10 protein-coding genes are annotated in these 16462 nt (G+C 63.9%); all 10 read right to left on the reverse strand.

The annotated features are described in order from the left end of the window. Positions 1-10: 10 nt before the first annotated feature. The 10 genes from AXW84_RS20260 to AXW84_RS20305 all read right to left on the reverse strand — a co-directional run bounded on the left by AXW84_RS20260 (position 11) and on the right by AXW84_RS20305 (position 16412). The gene (locus AXW84_RS20260) at positions 11-937 is read right to left on the reverse strand and encodes an alpha/beta hydrolase (RefSeq protein ID WP_068237617.1); all 927 of its coding nucleotides are present in this window, start codon (positions 935-937) and stop codon (positions 11-13) included. Between the two features lie 62 nt (positions 938-999). Beyond that, positions 1000-2988: a glycoside hydrolase family 2 TIM barrel-domain containing protein gene (locus tag AXW84_RS20265; protein ID WP_068237620.1), complete on the reverse strand. Its 1989-nt coding sequence runs from the start codon at positions 2986-2988 to the stop codon at positions 1000-1002. Between the two features lie 73 nt (positions 2989-3061). Further along, positions 3062-4519 (reverse strand): ADP-ribosylglycohydrolase family protein, encoded by a 1458-nt coding sequence (locus tag AXW84_RS20270; protein WP_335339476.1) that lies wholly within the window; start codon positions 4517-4519, stop codon positions 3062-3064. A 198-nt stretch (positions 4520-4717) separates the two neighbouring features. After that, positions 4718-5713 carry a GRP family sugar transporter gene (locus tag AXW84_RS20275; RefSeq protein WP_068239839.1) on the reverse strand — a complete coding sequence of 332 codons (996 nt, stop codon included), beginning with the start codon at positions 5711-5713 and terminating at the stop codon, positions 4718-4720. Between the two features lie 78 nt (positions 5714-5791). Beyond that, on the reverse strand, positions 5792-8398 hold the full coding sequence (locus tag AXW84_RS20280) for an SUMF1/EgtB/PvdO family nonheme iron enzyme (RefSeq protein WP_157887152.1): 2607 nt from the start codon (positions 8396-8398) through the stop codon (positions 5792-5794). Between the two features lie 81 nt (positions 8399-8479). Next, positions 8480-9394, reverse strand: coding sequence for a ribokinase (gene rbsK / locus AXW84_RS20285; protein WP_068237625.1), 915 nt, complete (start codon positions 9392-9394; stop codon positions 8480-8482). Positions 9395-9448: 54 nt separating this feature from the next. Further along, complete coding sequence (locus AXW84_RS20290) at positions 9449-11362, reverse strand: heparinase II/III domain-containing protein (protein ID WP_068237627.1); 1914 nt, start codon at positions 11360-11362, stop codon at positions 9449-9451. Between the two features lie 73 nt (positions 11363-11435). Beyond that, positions 11436-12476, reverse strand: coding sequence for a hypothetical protein (locus tag AXW84_RS20295; protein WP_068237630.1), 1041 nt, complete (start codon positions 12474-12476; stop codon positions 11436-11438). 37 nt (positions 12477-12513) lie between these two features. Continuing rightward, positions 12514-15180, reverse strand: coding sequence for a glycoside hydrolase family 3 C-terminal domain-containing protein (locus tag AXW84_RS20300; protein WP_068237633.1), 2667 nt, complete (start codon positions 15178-15180; stop codon positions 12514-12516). Between the two features lie 32 nt (positions 15181-15212). Then, entirely contained in the window at positions 15213-16412 is a 1200-nt protein-coding gene (locus tag AXW84_RS20305) for a DUF4861 family protein (protein ID WP_071892366.1), read from the reverse strand. Positions 16413-16462 lie beyond the last annotated feature (50 nt).

The following is a 16462-nucleotide window of genomic DNA, read 5'->3' on the forward strand; positions in this document are numbered from 1 at the left end:
ACGGCTGCCGCTATTTGGTCAGCCAGCCGTTGGCATCGAGCCAGTTGCGCAGGCGGTCGGGCCACTGGTCTTTGGTGGTTCTGTTGTTAAGGCCGAAGCCGTGGCTGCCCTTGGGGTAGAGGTGCATTTCGACCGGCACGCCGTGGCGCAGGCAGGCCTGGTAAAACACGAGGCTGTTGCCGACGCGTACCCACTCGTCGTTCTGGGCGTGCACCAGGAAGGTGGGCGGCGTCTGGGCCGTCACCTGCAACTCGTTGGAATACAGCCGCACCTGCTCCGCCGATGGGGTGGGCCCCAACAACTTATTGCGCGAGCCTTTGTGGGCCAGGCTGTCGGTGAAACTGATGACCGGGTAGAGCAGCACCAGAAACGCCGGCCGCACCGACTCCGGGCCGGGGCTGGCCCCCACGGGCTGGGCGAAATGCGTGCCCGCCGTGGCCGCCAGGTGGCCCCCAGCCGAAAAGCCCATCAGCCCAATCCGCTCGGGGTTAACACTATACTTGGCCGCTTGCTGGCGCACTAGGCGCAGGGCCTGCTGCGCGTCGAGCAGCGGCGCGATGGATTTGTCGGGCTGGCTCTGGTCATTGGGCAAGCGGTATTTAAGCACGAAGGCCGCCACGCCCATCAGGTTGAGGCGCTTGGCCACATCGTTGCCTTCGCTATCAACGGCCAGGAAGCCGTAGCCGCCACCGGGGCAGATGATGACCGCCGTGCCGTTGGCCGTGGCGGGGTCGGGCAGGAAAACCGTCAGGTTGGGCTGCACCACGGTGGAAACGCGCACGCCGCCACCGGGCGGGGTGACGCTGACCTCCTGCAGCTCGCTGGGGTTCGAATCGGGAATGGTGCCGGTATAGAGCGGGATGACCTGCTGCGCGAGTCCTGGGCTCGAAGCCAGCAGCATGAAGCCGACCGCACGCAGGAACGAAAGTGGTTTCATAAAGCGGGGATTTCTGCGGGTTGCCAAAAAAGCCGGCGGCCCGGTAGTAGCATGAGGAAAACCTAGTTTTTGCGAAACGTGAGGACCAGCGCGTCATTCGCTTTCACGGTGAAAGCGCTGCCCGCCGGCCGGGCCCCGTAGAGGCTACCCGCCAGCTTCCAGCCGGGTTGCGTGGTTGTGGCCGTCGAAATATCCGCGGGGCTGTAATTGATGAGCACGACCACCTTTTCCGTTTTGCTGGTCGCGTGCTCGGTCACGCCGATGAAAGGATTTTCCTGCGTCAGGATGCGCTCTTTGAGCAGCGGCCGGGCTATTTCCTTGTAGATGGCTGCGTAGGCCGGCTGCCCTTGGTCGAACGCGCCGGTTTGGGTGGTCAGGTTCATTTCCAGCGGGAAGGTGAGCAGGTAGATGCTGCCCTTGCCGTAGGCGGATTTCAGCAATACCGGGTTGCCGTCCGCTTCTTTTGCCAGCACGGTAGCCTGCTTGGGGTCAATTTGCAGCTTGCGCTCGGCACTGGTGCTGAACCGGACGCTGTCGCCGAGCAGCTTGGCCGCGAAGGTCAGCGGGCCCCGGCGCTTGCTGTTGGTGGCCACTTCCACGCCCAGCGGCCCGTTGAAGGTGGGCAGGTAAGCATCGTCGAGCGACATATACAGCGTGGCCCCGGCCTTCACCTTGTCCAGGAGCTTAAACCAGTAGTCTTTGCGGAACGGGTCGATGCTTTTCAGCGAGGGCAGCAGGTAGAGCGGCGCGTCCTTCAGCTCCTGCCCGGCCTTCTGAAACTGAAAATCAACCCCGGCCTGCTTGGCCAGCACGAAGCTGGTGTAGGCCACGGCCCAGGTGTCCTGGTTTTCGGTGAGGATGCACACGGCCTCGGTTTTGCGCGGCGGCAGCGTGCCGAAGGGCAGGTTTTGCACGAAGTGGCTGAAGGTTTTTAGCTCGCCCAGCACCGGCTTGGGGGTGCGGTCTTCCCGAATCAGGCCCAGCTCGGCCTCCACCGAGGCGTAGTTGTAGGGCGGGTAATTAAAGCTGAGCTGGTCGTAGGCGCACCACCAGAACGTGCCCTTGCAGTCGTGGGCCCAGTTCGAGAACAGCGCCGTGCGGGCGAAGGCGATTTTTTCTTTTTCGCCGCCGGTCATGGGGCCCATCACGCCGGTTTCCTCCGTCAGGGCCGGCTTGCCGCCGATGTCGCCGTAGAGCCGGGTTTCGGCCGCCGCGTGCAGGATGGTCCGCATCGTGTTGATGCCGTCCTGGCCCGCGTACTTGGTCCAGAGCGAGTAGGGGTGCGCGGTCAGCACGTCGGTGGTAGCGGCCTGGTCGATGATGCGCCAGGGCGCATCGTCGGCCGCGCTCAGGCTGTGCATCCCCGACACCACCGGCCGGCTCGGGTCTTCGGCGCGGATGGCCCCGGAAATCATGGCCGACCACACATAGGCCTGGTAGTGGTTGTCCACCTTCTGCATCACGTTGCACTCGTTGCCGAAGTCCCAGGCCAGAATGGCGGGCTGGTTTTTGAGCCGGTGCACGAGCGTGGTCACAAGCTTCTGCTGCCAGGTCAGCGACTCCGGGTCGGTGAGGATGTCGCGGCCTTCCAGCGCCGGCGGCACGTAGAGCTGCCCGCTCATCCAGCCCGTCACCAGGCCCACTACCAGCTGGAGCTTGTACTTCTGTGCCAGCGCGGCCAGCGTTTCAAAGTGTTGAAGCTGCTCTTCGCTCACGCCGTTGCTGCCCACGCCGGTGGCCGGCAGCGGCTGCCCATCGGCAAACCCGACGTACTTCGGGGCCCCTTCGCCGGCGTAAATCTGGTGGATGGGCTGGAAATCAGGCCACAGCGGAAACACCCGCAGCACGGTAATGCCATTTTCGGAAAGCTGCTTGAAATCCTGCTCAATCACCGCCGGCCGCCAGTCGCGCCACATATGCGTGCCGGCGTAGGAGGCCCAGTAGTTGCAGCCCACCGAAAACGCGCCGGGCTGCGTCAGGATGTTCGACGGGGCGGGCGACTTTACCTGCGCCTGGCCGGGGTGGCCCAGCAGCGCCAGCAGCCCGCTCAATAGCAGTGGTTTATAGTAAGCCGCAAGATGACAACTGAACATAAGTAGGACGGGGAAAATTGGCCGGTAATAATTAATGGGTGGCCGCTAGGGCCGACGTGGGCTGGTCCGAATACAGGAGGACTTCCTTCACCCGGCACTCGGAGGCGGGGGTGGGGTTCAGCAGTTTCAGGCGCACGGTGTGCTTGCCTTTGGGCAGCTGGTATTTCCAGGCCAGCTCGTAGCGGCGGGTGGTGAAATCGGTGGGCCACTCCACCGCTTCCAGCAGTTGATTGTCCACGTACACTTCGCCTTTGAAGACGTGGCCCGGCTGCGCGCCCGTGTGCGCGGCCTCGCCCTTTACCACGAAGCCAATGCCGTCAAAATCAAAGCTGTACTCATCTTTCAGCGGCTTGTTGACGACGAGCCGGCCCACGGGATAATGGCCCGCAAAGCTTTTTTCGAACTTCACCGGCGTGGGTTCCTGCACGCGAATAGTAACCTGCTCGCCGCGCACGCTGCCGCCGTTGCGCTGCACCACTTGCAGGGCGTGCCGCAGGCCGATGTCGTACACGTCGTTGAGCGAGGTGCTGGTGTATTTGAAGTCCAGCGGCTCGGCCTCAGCCAGGCCCTGCTTCCAGTAGGCGGGAATGTGGTCGTAGCCCAGGATGGTGCCCAGAATGCCGCCCGCCGACGACGGGTTGCAGTCGGCATCCTGCCCGCAGCGGGTCGATATTGCCATCGTTTTCGTGAAGTCGCCCTCGCCGTAGAGCAGGCCAATGACCACGTAGGCCGAATTGACGGTGGCGTCGATGTCTAGCGGCTGGAAGACGGCATCCGGGCAGCCGATGTCGGCGCTCCACTTCTTCTGCACCTCGAACCAGGTCTGTTTCCAGTCGTGGGGGTACTGCTCGTGCCAGCGAATCACGTCGCTTATGCACTGGTGGTAGTTGCTCTGCTTCGGGATGGTTTTCAGGGCTTCCCGCACGAGGTACGGGATGTCGGAGGAGGTGAAGGCCAGCGAGTACAGGGCCCCCAGGTACACGCCGCCGTACCAGCCGTCGCCGTAGTTCATGATGTGGCCCACTTTGTCGCTGATGGCCGAGGCCGCGTTGGGCATCCCCGGCGACATCAGCCCCGCGAAGTCGGCCTCAATCTGGTAGTCGATGCAGTCGGCGTGCGGGTTGTTGAGCCAGTGGCCCGATTGCGGCGGCGCCATACCGTGCAGAATGTTGTAGCGTCCGGCCTGGTTGGCGTGCCACAGGGCGTAGCCCGCGTGGGCAAAGGCATTGGCGAAGGACGCCGCCGGGGCATCGAGGCCTTCCTTTTCAATAACTTCCACGAACGTAAGGTCCATGTACAGGTCGTCGTAAACGCCGGGATTTTCCACCATCGTTTTCTTGAGGTAGCCGTCGTACCACGGAATCGCTTGATAATCTTGAATCATCGTGCCGTTGTACTTGAACTCCACCGGCGCGCCGTAGGTCACGCCAATGGTTTGGCCGGCCCAGCCGCCCTTAATTTTGTTTTGCAGCGCCGCTTTGGTCAGCACGAGCGTCTTGGGGGCGGAAGTCGTTTTCGGGCGCGGTTTGGCCGGACTTTGGGCCGGCGCCAGGGCCGGCGCACACGCCAAGCCGCAGGCCAGGGCAACGCGGGGGAAGGAGTTTGTTCGCATCAGTTGCGACGTGAGGTAGTGAAGTGAGGGGGGCTGGCAACCCGCTAAAGGCCCGCTTGCCGGGGTGTCGTCCGCTTAGTGGGCGGCAATGATGAGGGCCAGTCCGCCGAGGTAGCACAGCAGCATCCCGTTCAGAATCAGTGGTGTACCGGACGGGGCGTTGCGGAATTCCTTCCAGATGAAAATGCCCCAGACGGCAGCCACCACCGTCGCGCCCTGCCCCAGCCCGTAGGAAATGGCCGGCCCGGCCTTGCCCGAGGCCAGAATGCTGAACGACATGCCCACGCACCAGATGGCTCCGCCCAACACGCCCATCAGGTGGCTGCGCCCGCTGCCCCGGAAGTAGTCGGCGTAGCTCACGGGCGTGCCGCTGAACGGCCGCCGCATCAGCAGGGTGTTGAACAGAAAGTTGCTGAGCAGCACGCCCCCGGCGAAGCAGGATACGGCCGAATAGGGACTCAGCTTGCCAGCCAGCGGCACGTTGAAATTTGGGAACATGGACGCCGCTACGTACTTGTAGAAGAAGCCCATCAGCAGGCCCGCCACCACCGCTAGTAGCAGCCCCCTGCCCGACACCTGCTGGGCCTTGGCCGCCGCCCGGCGGTAGGCAAAGGCGTTCAGCAAGATGGCCACCACCACCAGCCCCACGCCCAGAAACAACCGCGTGGAATCACCGAGCGGATTGCCCAGGTAGTTGACCACCACCCCGCACACCAGCGCGATGCCGATGCCCACCGGAAACGCAACTGACATGCCCGCAATGGCAATGGCGGCCACCAGCAGGATATTAGCCGCGTTGAAAATGACGCCGCCCAGTACGGCCGAGCCGATGGAGGCGCCATCGGCCTGCCGCAGGTCGGTCAGGAAGCTGCGGCCGGCCTCCCCAGTGCTACCCAGCGTGAGGCCAAACACCAGGGCCGTAAGGACAATGCCCAGCACGTAGTCCCAGTAAAACAGCTCGAAGCGCCACTGCTGGGCGGCCAGTTTCTGGGTGTTGGCCCAGGAGCCCCAGCACAGCATCGTGACCAGGCAAAAACTGACCGCCGTGGCGTAGGTATTGATAATAAACACAGGGCGGATGGGGAAGGTGAAAAGGGATTTTGTGAGCAGCAGGCGCACGATGATGGAAGCAGCGTCAGCCGCTGCCCGTTACTTCAGGCAGCGAAAGCCTAGCGTACCGGCCCGGTCGTAGCCCGCTTTCATGATGAAGTACTTGCAATGAAAATCCAGCGGCTGGGGCCCACCGGGCGCATTGTTGGTGGCCTGGCCGGGGAAGTACCAGCGCGAGGTTTGCAGCTGCCAGCCCGCGCAGCCGCTGCGCAATGACACGAAGTGGTTGTGGCCGTCAAACCGCTCGCTCTCGGTCCACTCCCACACTTCGTTGTACACGAAATCGCGACCGTGGGCTTCGCCCGCGATTTGCCATTCCCACTCGGTGGGCAGCCGAAGGCCGGCCCAGGCGGCGTAGGCGCGGGCATCGTCGAGGCTCACGTACACCACCGGCTTGTTCTTCAGCGAGTCTGGGCAGGTGCGGCCCGGCCAGTGACGCAGGTAATCCACGGTGTCGGCGGGGGCGTAGCCACTGGCTTGCACGAAGGCGGCGTATTCGCCGTTGGTCACGGCCCGTGGCATGATGTTGAAAGCGGGTACGGCCACTTTCGTGCGATGCACAATCAGCTCCTTGCCGAAGCTGTTTTTCTCCGTCCGGTAGTCGTTGTTGTTCTTGCCGTCGGCGTCCGGGAAGCTCTCGCTTTCCCGCTTCACGCCCTTCGTCACCAGGTTGTACTCGCCCGCTTTCACGGCCAGCAGGTTGCCGGGCGCGGGGCCGTGGCCGGGCCCAATGGCCGGCGGCGCTTTGAACGGTTTGGTCGACACGAACGCGACGTGCGGGTCCGTAACCGGCAACGGCGTGGCGGTTTCCTGCCGCTGCTGGCGCAGCAGCGCCGCCACGGCGGCCGATGGCTGGTTTTTAAAACCGACCACGCAGCCAAACCGCGCAATCGGCACCGTGACCTTTTGGCCGGTCACGGCCAGCTTTTGGCCGCTCCACAAGTCGTAGTAGTGCCAGGATTTGTCGCCCACCGGCAGCGCCACCGTCCGCACGGCCCCCGCCGAATCGGTGATGATGTTCCAGATTTTACTGTCCTTATTCTCCCAGGAAGAAATGTGCACCTTGGCGTGGCCGCTGGGCAAGTATGGCTTCCAGGAATCCGAGTTATACAGCCCGGAAAACTGCTGGTAGATGGCGTTTATTTTCCGTAAATCCTGGCGGTCGCGCGCGTTCCAGGGGTTCACGTAGCCGAACACGTTTTCCCACACGATGAGGCCCTGCGCGTTTATCCAGCTGTAGGCCATATTGTTCTGCCGGTCGCGGGCGTTGCGGTTGATGGTCCACTGCATGTGCTCGGGAATCAGCCATTTCACCCGCGATACCCCGTTATTTTTGTATGGCTGGAGGGTCTGGCCGTAGGACGACGTGAGGGCGTTGTAGCCCTGAATGTTTTGCAGGCTCGGGTGGTGCTCGGTGCCCAGGCTGAAGCCCCGCTTCACCTTATCCAGTTCCGGCTGGAATTCGCCCGCGTCGAAATACACATCCAGAAACGCCCCGTCCACGTCAGTTTCCGCGATGAGGCGGGCCAGGTCCTGCTCGTCGGTGAGCGTGCTGGTGCGGCGGGTGTCAATTTCCCACGAGGTATAGGGAAAATATACCTTCACCCCATTAGCGTGAAATTCCTTCACAATGGCCTTGAGCGCGGCGATGCCCCCGCCCGGCAGCGCCCGCAGGAAGTCCCTGCTGTTGCGCTGGTCGATGCCGATGTTGGGGTAGCTGTACCAGAACAGCACCGACTGAAATCCGCCGAACTCGCGCTTCATCTTGTCGCAGTATTTCTGCACGGTGAAGGTCTTTTTGTCGGCGTCCCAAAAGTCCTGGTCCCACAAATAAGCGTAGCCCGAAATGTAGTTTTTCTTCGTCCACTGCATCTCCTTCCGGTCGTAGAGCTGGCGGTCCACAGCCGGCGATTTTGGGTAGAAAGAGGGACGCAGGGCGTCGTATTTCGCCTGATTCAGCTTGGTGGCGGGCACGGAAAAGGTGAGGGCCCGGAGCTGGATTTGCGTTGCGGCGGCGCTGTTGCTCTCAAAGAGCACGGTGGGCTGCACCATCAGCTTCAGCGTGTCGAAGGCGGGCACGCGGAACTCCCGGTGCAGGCTCGTCCACGCCGTGGTGATGCGCACGCTGTCCACGTTGGCGGTTTTCACCACGGCGTGGCTGTTTTGCTGACCTATCTTAATGTAGATGAGCTTGATGCTGAAGCGGGTGTTGCCCCGGTCGTTTTTGGCCTGGCCGTTGAACACGATGCGGTCGCCGGGCCGCAGGCGCATATCGTTCAGCACGCGCTTAAAATATAGGCGCACGCTCTGGCTCTTCACCACTTTCATATCCAGGTACAGTGCCGCCGTGTCGTTCAAATGGCCCCGCAGGTAGGTCTGGTACGCTTTCATGCCCTTGTACCAGCCGTTCCAGTCCTCGTTGAAAGCGGGGGGCGCGATGACCGTTTCGTTTTCCTTCACGCCGGCAAACGGCCGGTACTTCCAGGTGATGGGCACTCCCCAGTCCGACCGGCTCACGAACTCCGAAAACGGAAACACGAGCACGCCCTTGCCGGGGCCCGGCGGCGTTTGCGCCCACGTATTTCCGCCGATAAGCAGGAAGAGTATGGCGGCCAGCAACGGCAATTTTTTAACGATATATCCCATGATGAACTGACTAGCCGCCAGCGCCTTGTTGATAAATAAATCCCGGTTTGATTCGACGCGAATCAGGGGCATTTTTTCGCGTTACGCACTGACACCCAACAGCTCCCGTCGGTAGGGCACGGAGGCCTGCGCGCCCATGCGCGTGACGGAAATGGCCGCCGCCTGATTGGCGAATTCGACCGCCGATTCCAGCGGTATTCCCTCGGCCACCGCCACCGCCAGGGCCCCGTTGAACACGTCGCCGGCGGCGGTGGTATCCACGGCCCGCACGCGGGCCGTGGGCAGGAGCCGGGCCCCCGTTTCGGTGCAGAGGTAAGCGCCCTCCCCGCCGAGGGTGATGACCACGTTGGCCACGCCCTTTTCCCGCAGGAACCGGGCCGCCGCCCGCATCGACGCTTCGTCCGTAATCGGAATGCCGGTCAGGGTTTCGGCCTCCGCGCGGTTGGGCGTGAGTAGGAACAGCTGCCGCAGCAGCGCATCGGGTAGCGGCATGGCGGGGGCGGGGTTCAGGATTACCCGCTTGCCGTGGGCCGTGGCCAGGGCGGCGGCGGCCGTCACGGTGGCCAGTGGCACTTCCAGCTGCATCAGCACCACGGCGCAGCGGGCGAAGGCAGGCGCGGCCCGCGCCAGGTCTTCGGGGCTGAGAGTGCCGTTGGCACCGGGGGCCACCACGATGCTGTTTTCGCCCGCGGCGTCCACCGTAATCAGGGCCACGCCCGAGGGGTGGTCCGGGTCGGCCAGCAGATAGTCGGCCCCAATGCCTTCCTGCTGGAAGTGCTGCCGGGCCTGCTGGCCAAACAGGTCGTCGCCCAGCTTGGTGACGAACGCGACCTGCCCGCCCAGGCGGGCCGCCGCCACGGCCTGATTGGCCCCCTTGCCGCCGGGATTCGTCAAAAACCGGCCGCCCAGCACCGTTTCGCCCGGCTGCGGGAACCGGTCGGTTTTAATCACCATGTCCGTGTTGGTACTGCCGATGACCAGAATATTAGGACTCATAACTTGCGGAATTGAGAAAGGGAGGAGATGAGAAAAGCGGTGGTGCGAACCGCGTTACTGCCCGGCCGAAGCGGACGTTTGCTGCGGCCACTGCGCCAGTGGCAACACCTTGCGCGGGGCCCCGCCGCCCGCACTGCCCGGCACCAGCAGCACCGAAAGGGGCACTTTCGCGTTGGCTGGCACCGTCACCTCAAAGCCCACCAGGGTGGTGCCGGGGTTGGGGGCGTCGTAGTCGTGCGGCCCCACCGTGGGCCAGGTTTTGAGGGTGATGGTGGCCGGCTCGGCCACTTGCAGCCGCAGCTTTTTGCCGTGGTTGGTCAGCTCGGCGGTGGTAGGATTCAGGATTTTCACGGTGGCGGGCGTGAGCATGGCCCAGCGCACGGTAGCGGCGGCCGAGCCACCGGTCAGCTCGTCGCGCACCACGGCCGCGCGCCCATCTACCAGGGCCACCCCGCGGTGGGCGGCGGCCAGGGCCGGGTACAGTGGGCTCAGGTCGGTGGTGGCGCTCTGGAAATCGGGCGCGGCCGAGTGGCCGGTGAGCACGGCGGCCCCTTTCGCGGCTTGCAGGCCGTTGTTGACGGTGAGGGTGCTGTGGGCGAAGTTGGTAAGCCGGAACACGTCCCAGCGCTGCTTGCCGAACGGGTCGATGCCCTTCGACTCCAGCGACTCGTAGTCCTGGGCTCCAAAATCCATGCTCCAACGCACGCCGTCGGCTTCGAAAACGAACGAGCCCACGTCCATGTGCCCGTGGCTGACGGCGGGCGAGCCGGCTTTAAGGCCCAGGTACAAGGCATTGGGGTCGGTCCAGGAGGTGCGCAGCAGCGCTACCGGGTTGGGGCCGCCGCCCACCCACTGCGTGGCGGCTGGGGCCGGAATATCGCGCAGGGCAATGCCGTGGCTCCACAGCATAAGGGCCGGCAACAGGCGGTTCTGGACGTGCTGGCTAGCGTCGGCGGCTTCCAACCGGGTGCGTTCTACCCACAGCAATGAAGGGTTTTTGAGCTTGGCGGCAAACCAGTACATGGCCGGCTGCGGCCCCCCAGCGGGCCAGGAATCGGAATACATGAAGGCGTTGCCCGACGGGCCCGTCATGTTGAGCAGGTAGCCCGGTGTTTTCAGAAAGCCGGGCTGCTGGCTCAGGCCGAAATCCTGGCCAAAGGCCTTCTCCAGCGCGCTGATGAGCAGCACGTTGAAGCTGGTGCCGTAGCCCCAGTAGCCGTAGCCTTCGGGATAGGCACCGTCGGGGCCGTAGGCGCGCATGGGAATCACCACGGTTTCGATGGCGCGGTTGAGCACGGCGCGGGCCAGCACCGGCTGCTCGTCGTAGAGCGCCAGCGCGCCGAAGGCCATGCCGGCGTTGCACACCTGGTTCCAGTTGTTGGTTTTCGTCAGCCAGCCGTTGTTTTCGGGCAGCAGCGAGGGCTCCAGGCCTTTTTTCAGCAGGGCTTCGCGGACGGTGGCGCGGGTGGCTTCTGATAGGTCGTTGTAAAGCCAGTCGTAGCCCAGGGCCACGCCCGTGGTCATTTCGGCCACGTCGAGGAAGTGCGCGGGGTTCCAGTCGCTAAAGGCGGCCACGGCCAGCAGCTCCTGCTCGGCCCGCCGGCGGTACTTTTCCTGCCGCGTCATCCGCCAGGCGTAGGCCAGAAAAAACTCGCGGCGCAGGCACTCCCGCGACACGTCGAGCAGCCGCCGGCCTACCTTGATACGTTGGAGCACCGGCAAGCCCACCATCCTGTCACATTCCGCGAGAATGCTTTGGTGGACCGCCCGCCAGGTTTGGTCTGCGGCAATGGTCTGCTGGATGGATTGCTCCTGACCGGCCAGCAGCAGCAGGCGCGGGTGGGCCGGCACCGGGGTGGTGGCCGCAATGGGGCCGGTTGAAGCCACGGCCGCCGGCTGCCCGCCGGCCGCCAGCCCCGTCAGGAGCAGCAGCAGCAGCAGGCTGCGGAATAGAACGGGTGGGTTCATGAGGCGGGTATGGCGTGAATTGGCGTAATCAATTGGTAGAAAATACTTGCCCTGGCTTGGATTAAAGCGGCCTTTAGTCGGGCTGCTTGTTTTTCCAGAGCTTGAAATCGTCCCAGTAGATTTGCAGCGGCTTGCCCTGCGCCCGCATAAAAGCCACGACGTCCTTCGAGGTGTAGAGCTTCATTGGGTTGTAGTCGGTGAGGCCGTCGGGTCGGGGGTCGGTGGTGCTGTGCGTGTAGTTTTTCACGTCGAATACCACCTGCCGGGCCCCGCCTTCCGGGGTGATGGCCATGTAGAACCGGCCGGTTTGGGCATCGCCCTCTTTGAAATAGTAGTCCATCGTAAACCACTGGCCGATGGGCACTTTCACGGGGTGCTGGTTGGCGTTCCACACCTCGATTTGCCCGGTGTTTTCCGCGTTTAGAATAAAGCACAAATCCCCTTCCTCCTTCACCGGCTTGCCGATGCCCAGCGTGATGCGGAAGCCGTATTTTGCCGTCGGCTCCCACCACGTGTTATTCCAGAACTCGGAGATGGTCAGCCACTTTATCTTGTCGGGGTACTTGCGTAGGGCGCGAAAATCCTCCGGCAGGAAAACCCGCACCGATTGGTAAAACTCCCGGTAGCCGCTTTTGATGCCGTAGAGAGCAGTTTGCACGCGGGCTTTCACTTGGTGTGCGTCGGCTTCCCAGAAGTCGTTGAGCTGAAAGGCCAGCACATGGTTGCCGGGGTTGCCGGGCTCCGGGATGATGCGGGCCCAGCGTTTGGTGGAGTCGCCGCCGGTGTACTGAATCATGAACGTGCCGCCGTCGGGGCTGCGGTCGAGGTCGGCCACCCAGTCGTTTTTCCGACCGAGCGTATTATCCACCCCGGTGATGACTTCCGGGGCGTAGCCGGGGTGGGCCGGGTTAGGAAGCTCCTTTGGGTCGGGGCCCACGCGGGAGGTGCCTTCAAAGCCGGACTGAAAAACCAGGGTCGGTTGGGGCGCGGCTTTCTGGCCGGCCGGTGCCCGGCTGGTCAGCCGTTTCAGGCCCTGGGCGTGGCTGGCCGGGCCTGCCAGCAGCAGCGCCGTGCCCAGGAGCAAGGCCCCGGCATACGTGGTTGACTTGCTCATGCTGCGTTGATAGTCATATTTTAGGGCCCTCAACGGGCTACAGTTTCAAGGTTTTCGGCGCGCCCGTCAAGCGCAGGGGTTTGCTGAGGACCGACGTGGGGCCGGCCGCTTTGCCGGGTTGCCGGCCGCCCACGGCCACGGTGAAGGCATCGGGGTTGAGCACCCGCTGGCCGGTGTCGTCGATAGTGGAAAAGTCGGATGGAGCAAGCCGGAACGATACCGTTTTAGCCTCGCCGGGCTTCAGCGACACGCGCTGGAAGCCCTTCAGGGTGCGGATTTCGGGCTGGTTCTTGCTGCTGGTGTTGGCCAGGTAGAGCTGCACGATTTCGTCGCCCGGGCGGGGGCCGGTGTTGCGCACGGTGGCCGTAACCGTGATGGGCTGGCCCAGGGCGGCGGTGGCGGGCAGTTGCAGGCCGGAATAGGCAAACGTGGTGTAGCTCAGCCCGTAGCCGAACTGGTAGAGTGGCTGGCCGGTGAAGTAGCGGTAGGTGCGGCCGGCCATGTCGTAGCTATCAAAAGATGGCAGCTGGGTCTCGGAGGTGTAGAAGGTGATGGGCAGGCGGCCGGAGGGGTTCACGGCCCCGGTGAGCACGTCGGCCAGGGCGTTGCCGGCCTGCTGCCCGCCGTACCAGGCCTCCACGATGGCCGGCAGGTGGGCGTCTTCCCAGTTCACGGCCACGGCACTGCCATTCAGCAACACCAGCACCACGGGCTTGCCCAGGGCCTGCACGGCCTTTATCAGCGCCAATTGCGTGTCGGGCAGCTTGAGCTTGGTGCGGTCGCCCTTGTTGAAGCCGTCCACCACGAAATTCTTCATCTCCTCCCCTTCCAGGTGCGAGGAAAGGCCCATGCACAGCACCACGGCATCGGCTTTTTTGCAAATTTCCAGGGCCTTGGCTTGCAAATTCTGGTTGGGCATTTCCCATTTCAGCTGCACCAGCGGCGCGGGCTTGGTGTTGGCGAAGCGCAGCTCCAGCTTGTATGTTTTGCCGGCTTCCAGCACAAAGGGCTTGTACTTGAGGTCGGGCTCGTGCTCGTTGTTGATGCGGGCCACCAGGCTGTCGTTGAATCGCAACTCGCACTGCTCGTAGCCGTGCAGGCCCAGACTGTAGCGACCCGAGGTGGGCGGCTTGAGGTAGCCGGTCCATTTGGCGCTGAAGTTTTCGCGGTCGAAATTCGCCGCCGGCAGGTTGTTTATCCAGTAGAAGTCCACCGTTTTGTCCACGCGCCGCAGGGCGGGCGGGCCGGCGAATTTGGCGTTGAGGTAGTACTCGGCGCGGAGCCCGTGCTCCGTGGCGGCGGCCGTGGTGAAAAGATAGTCCGTGGGCACTACGTCCAGCGACGGTATTTCGGCGACGTGGCGGCTGCCCTTGGCATACAGGATTTTGGTGCCCGGCAGGCGGTTGCGCAGGCCCGCCAGCGGCGTGACGACGTGGGAAGGGAAGCCGTGGTAGTTGGCCAGCGGCACTTCCTCGTCGTCGGCGTTGGGGCCGATGACGGCCAGGGTTTTGATGGTTTTGGCCAGCGGCAGCGTGTGGTTCTGGTTCTTAAGCAGCACGATGGACTTCCGGGCCGTTTCCAGCGCCAGTTGGATGTGGGCGGTCGATTCCACCGTGGCGTAGGGGATTTTGGTGTAGGGGTTGCCGGCGGGGTCATCAAAAAAGCCCAGCTTGAAGCGGGCCGTGAACAGGCGCTTCAGCGCCACGTCCAGCTCGGCTTCGCTCACCAGCTTCTGCGCCAGGGCTTTGTCGAGCGCGTTAAACGCTTCGCCGCACTCCAAATCGGAGCCCGCCCGGATGGCCAGGGCGGCGGCCTGCTCGGGGGTTTGCACTACCTCGTGCGCCCCTTTTTCGTAGAAAAGCGTCACCGCGCCGCAGTCCGTCACGATGAAGCCGTTGAAGCCCCACTGCTGGCGCAGCAGGTGGGTGAGCAGGAAGTTGCTGCCGCAGCAGGGCTCGCCCCGGAAGCGGTTGTAGGCGCACATCACCGAGTAGGCCTTGGCGTCCTGGATGCAGGTTTTGAAGGCCGGCGTGTAGGTCTGGTACAGGTCCCGGTCGCTCACGCGGGCGTCGAAGTGGCCGCGCGTGGCCTCGGGGCCGCTGTGCACGGCGAAGTGCTTCACGGTGGCAATGGCCTTGTAGTACTTGGGGTTGTCGCCCTGAATGCCTTGGACAAACGAGCCGGCCATCCGACCCGTCAGATAAGGGTCTTCGCCGTAGGTTTCCATGCCCCGGCCCCAGCGCGGGTCGCGGAAGATGTTGATGTTGGGCGTCCAGAAGGTGAGGCCCTGGTAAATGCCGCGCTGGCCGTGGCGCGCAAACTCCTCGTACTTGGCCCGGCCTTCGTCGGAAATGGCCGTGGCTACGCGCCCGGCCAGGGCCGGGTCCCAGGTGGCGGCCAAGGCAATGCTTTGCGGGAAGACGGTGGCCCTGCCGGCCCGCGCCACGCCGTGCAGGCACTCGTTCCACCAGTTATAAGCCGGCACTTTCAGTCCGGCGCTGTCGATGGCGGTGCCGGTGTACATCAATAGCTTAATTTTCTGATTGAGCGTGAGCCGGCCCACCAAATCGGCCACCCGCGCCTCGGTACTCAGGGAGGCGTCGAGGTATTTTGGTGTCTCAGCGGGCGGGCGGAAGGCCGCGAAGGCCAGCCCGCTCAGCACGAGTACGATGCCGATAAAAAAGTTAAGGGGATTGGATTTCATGCGAGTCGTTTTCAGCAAATAGAAGCCGCTTTTTAGCTGTGCTTGCCCGCCGGGGCGGGTCGTAGCACCGTCACTTCCAGCGGCGCGGCCAGGCGGCGCGCTTCGGCGGCCAAGTAGCTTTCCCAGTCGCCCACGTTGTGGAAGCGGCCGGCTTTAGTCCAGCCGTAGCCGGCGTAGTAGGTGAGGTGCGCGGCGGGTTTGAGGCGCACGAACAGGTGGCTTTGCTCCTTGCGGGTGGTGCGGTAGGTCCACCAGTTTTGCACCTGGCCGGGGGCCATCACCAGGCCGGTGCCCAGCTCCGAATCGTCGATGGGCTCCCAGTGGCGGAACCAGCCAGCGGCTGGCCGACCGGCCACGGTGCCTTTCTGCTCGTGCAGCGTGATGCCGACGGTTAAGGGGGGTAGGGCCCCGTGGTCAACGGCCACAAACACGTCGTAGCGGCTCAGCTGCTGGCCCGCGTCGAGGGTGATGCGGGTGCGTTGCGTCAGCTGCTGGCCGGCGGCCGACCAGGGCGCGTAGGTCAGCTCAAACACGGTGCGGAGGGGTCCCGTGGCCAGGGTTTGGTAGCGGATGAAGTTTTTGGACACGGCCAGGGTCGAGTCCCGGTCATTCCACACGCCCAGGCCGCCGCAGCCGCGGCTGTCGCCCACGTGGTAGGGGTCGTAGCCTTCGCCGCGGTCGTGGTGGTAGAATGTCGGGTCCTTCGCGTAGCCCGCGTACCATTTGTCGATGATGGAATACGGCACGCGCTTGAGCCAGCAGTCCATCCCGCTGGTGAGGGTACCGTCCTTCGAGCCGGCTTCGGTGAGCTGCTGGGCTTTCGGCCCGTAGGTGCGGAAGGCCACCCGGTCGTTTTCCCAGGCGTAGTCGTCGATGCGCTCGGGCACGAAGCGGGAATAGGCCACTGCGGGCGCAGGTTGCGCCACTTGCCCGGCCGGGGCTAGCTCGATGGCCAGCCGCCGCCGCTCCTGGGGCCCCAGCGTCACCTGGCACAGCAGCTCGTCCCAGACATGGTCCCCGTCGTTATCGACCAACTGGGACACCAGCAGTTTCCCGCTAACCGCGTCGCGCACCCGCAGGCGCTCGGGGGTGGCCGTGAGGTGCAAGTGGCGCAGGTCCAGCGCCACGGTGGTGGCCGGACGGCTTTCGGCCAGCGGGTTGCGCACCTGCACGGTGAGCACCGGGGCCGCCGGGGCACTAAGCTGGACCGCAAGCCAACAAGGGAGCAGCATCGGAATTATCATGCAAGGGAAAAAGCGGCGTCAGCCTTAAAAAAAACCGT

The organism is Hymenobacter sp. PAMC 26628 (assembly GCF_001562275.1).
In the GTDB taxonomy this organism is placed as follows: Bacteria; Bacteroidota; Bacteroidia; order Cytophagales; family Hymenobacteraceae; genus Hymenobacter.

Coding starts and splice junctions, on each gene's coding strand:
- AXW84_RS20290 (WP_068237627.1), bottom strand. CDS start 11,362: ATGAACCCACCCGTTCTATTCCGCAGCCTGCTGCTGCTGCTGCTCCTG.
- AXW84_RS20295 (WP_068237630.1), bottom strand. CDS start 12,476: ATGAGCAAGTCAACCACGTATGCCGGGGCCTTGCTCCTGGGCACGGCG.
- AXW84_RS20305 (WP_071892366.1), bottom strand. CDS start 16,412: ATGCTGCTCCCTTGTTGGCTTGCGGTCCAGCTTAGTGCCCCGGCGGCC.
- AXW84_RS20280 (WP_157887152.1), bottom strand. CDS start 8,398: ATGGGATATATCGTTAAAAAATTGCCGTTGCTGGCCGCCATACTCTTC.
- rbsK (WP_068237625.1), bottom strand. CDS start 9,394: ATGAGTCCTAATATTCTGGTCATCGGCAGTACCAACACGGACATGGTG.
- AXW84_RS20300 (WP_068237633.1), bottom strand. CDS start 15,180: ATGAAATCCAATCCCCTTAACTTTTTTATCGGCATCGTACTCGTGCTG.
- AXW84_RS20260 (WP_068237617.1), bottom strand. CDS start 937: ATGAAACCACTTTCGTTCCTGCGTGCGGTCGGCTTCATGCTGCTGGCT.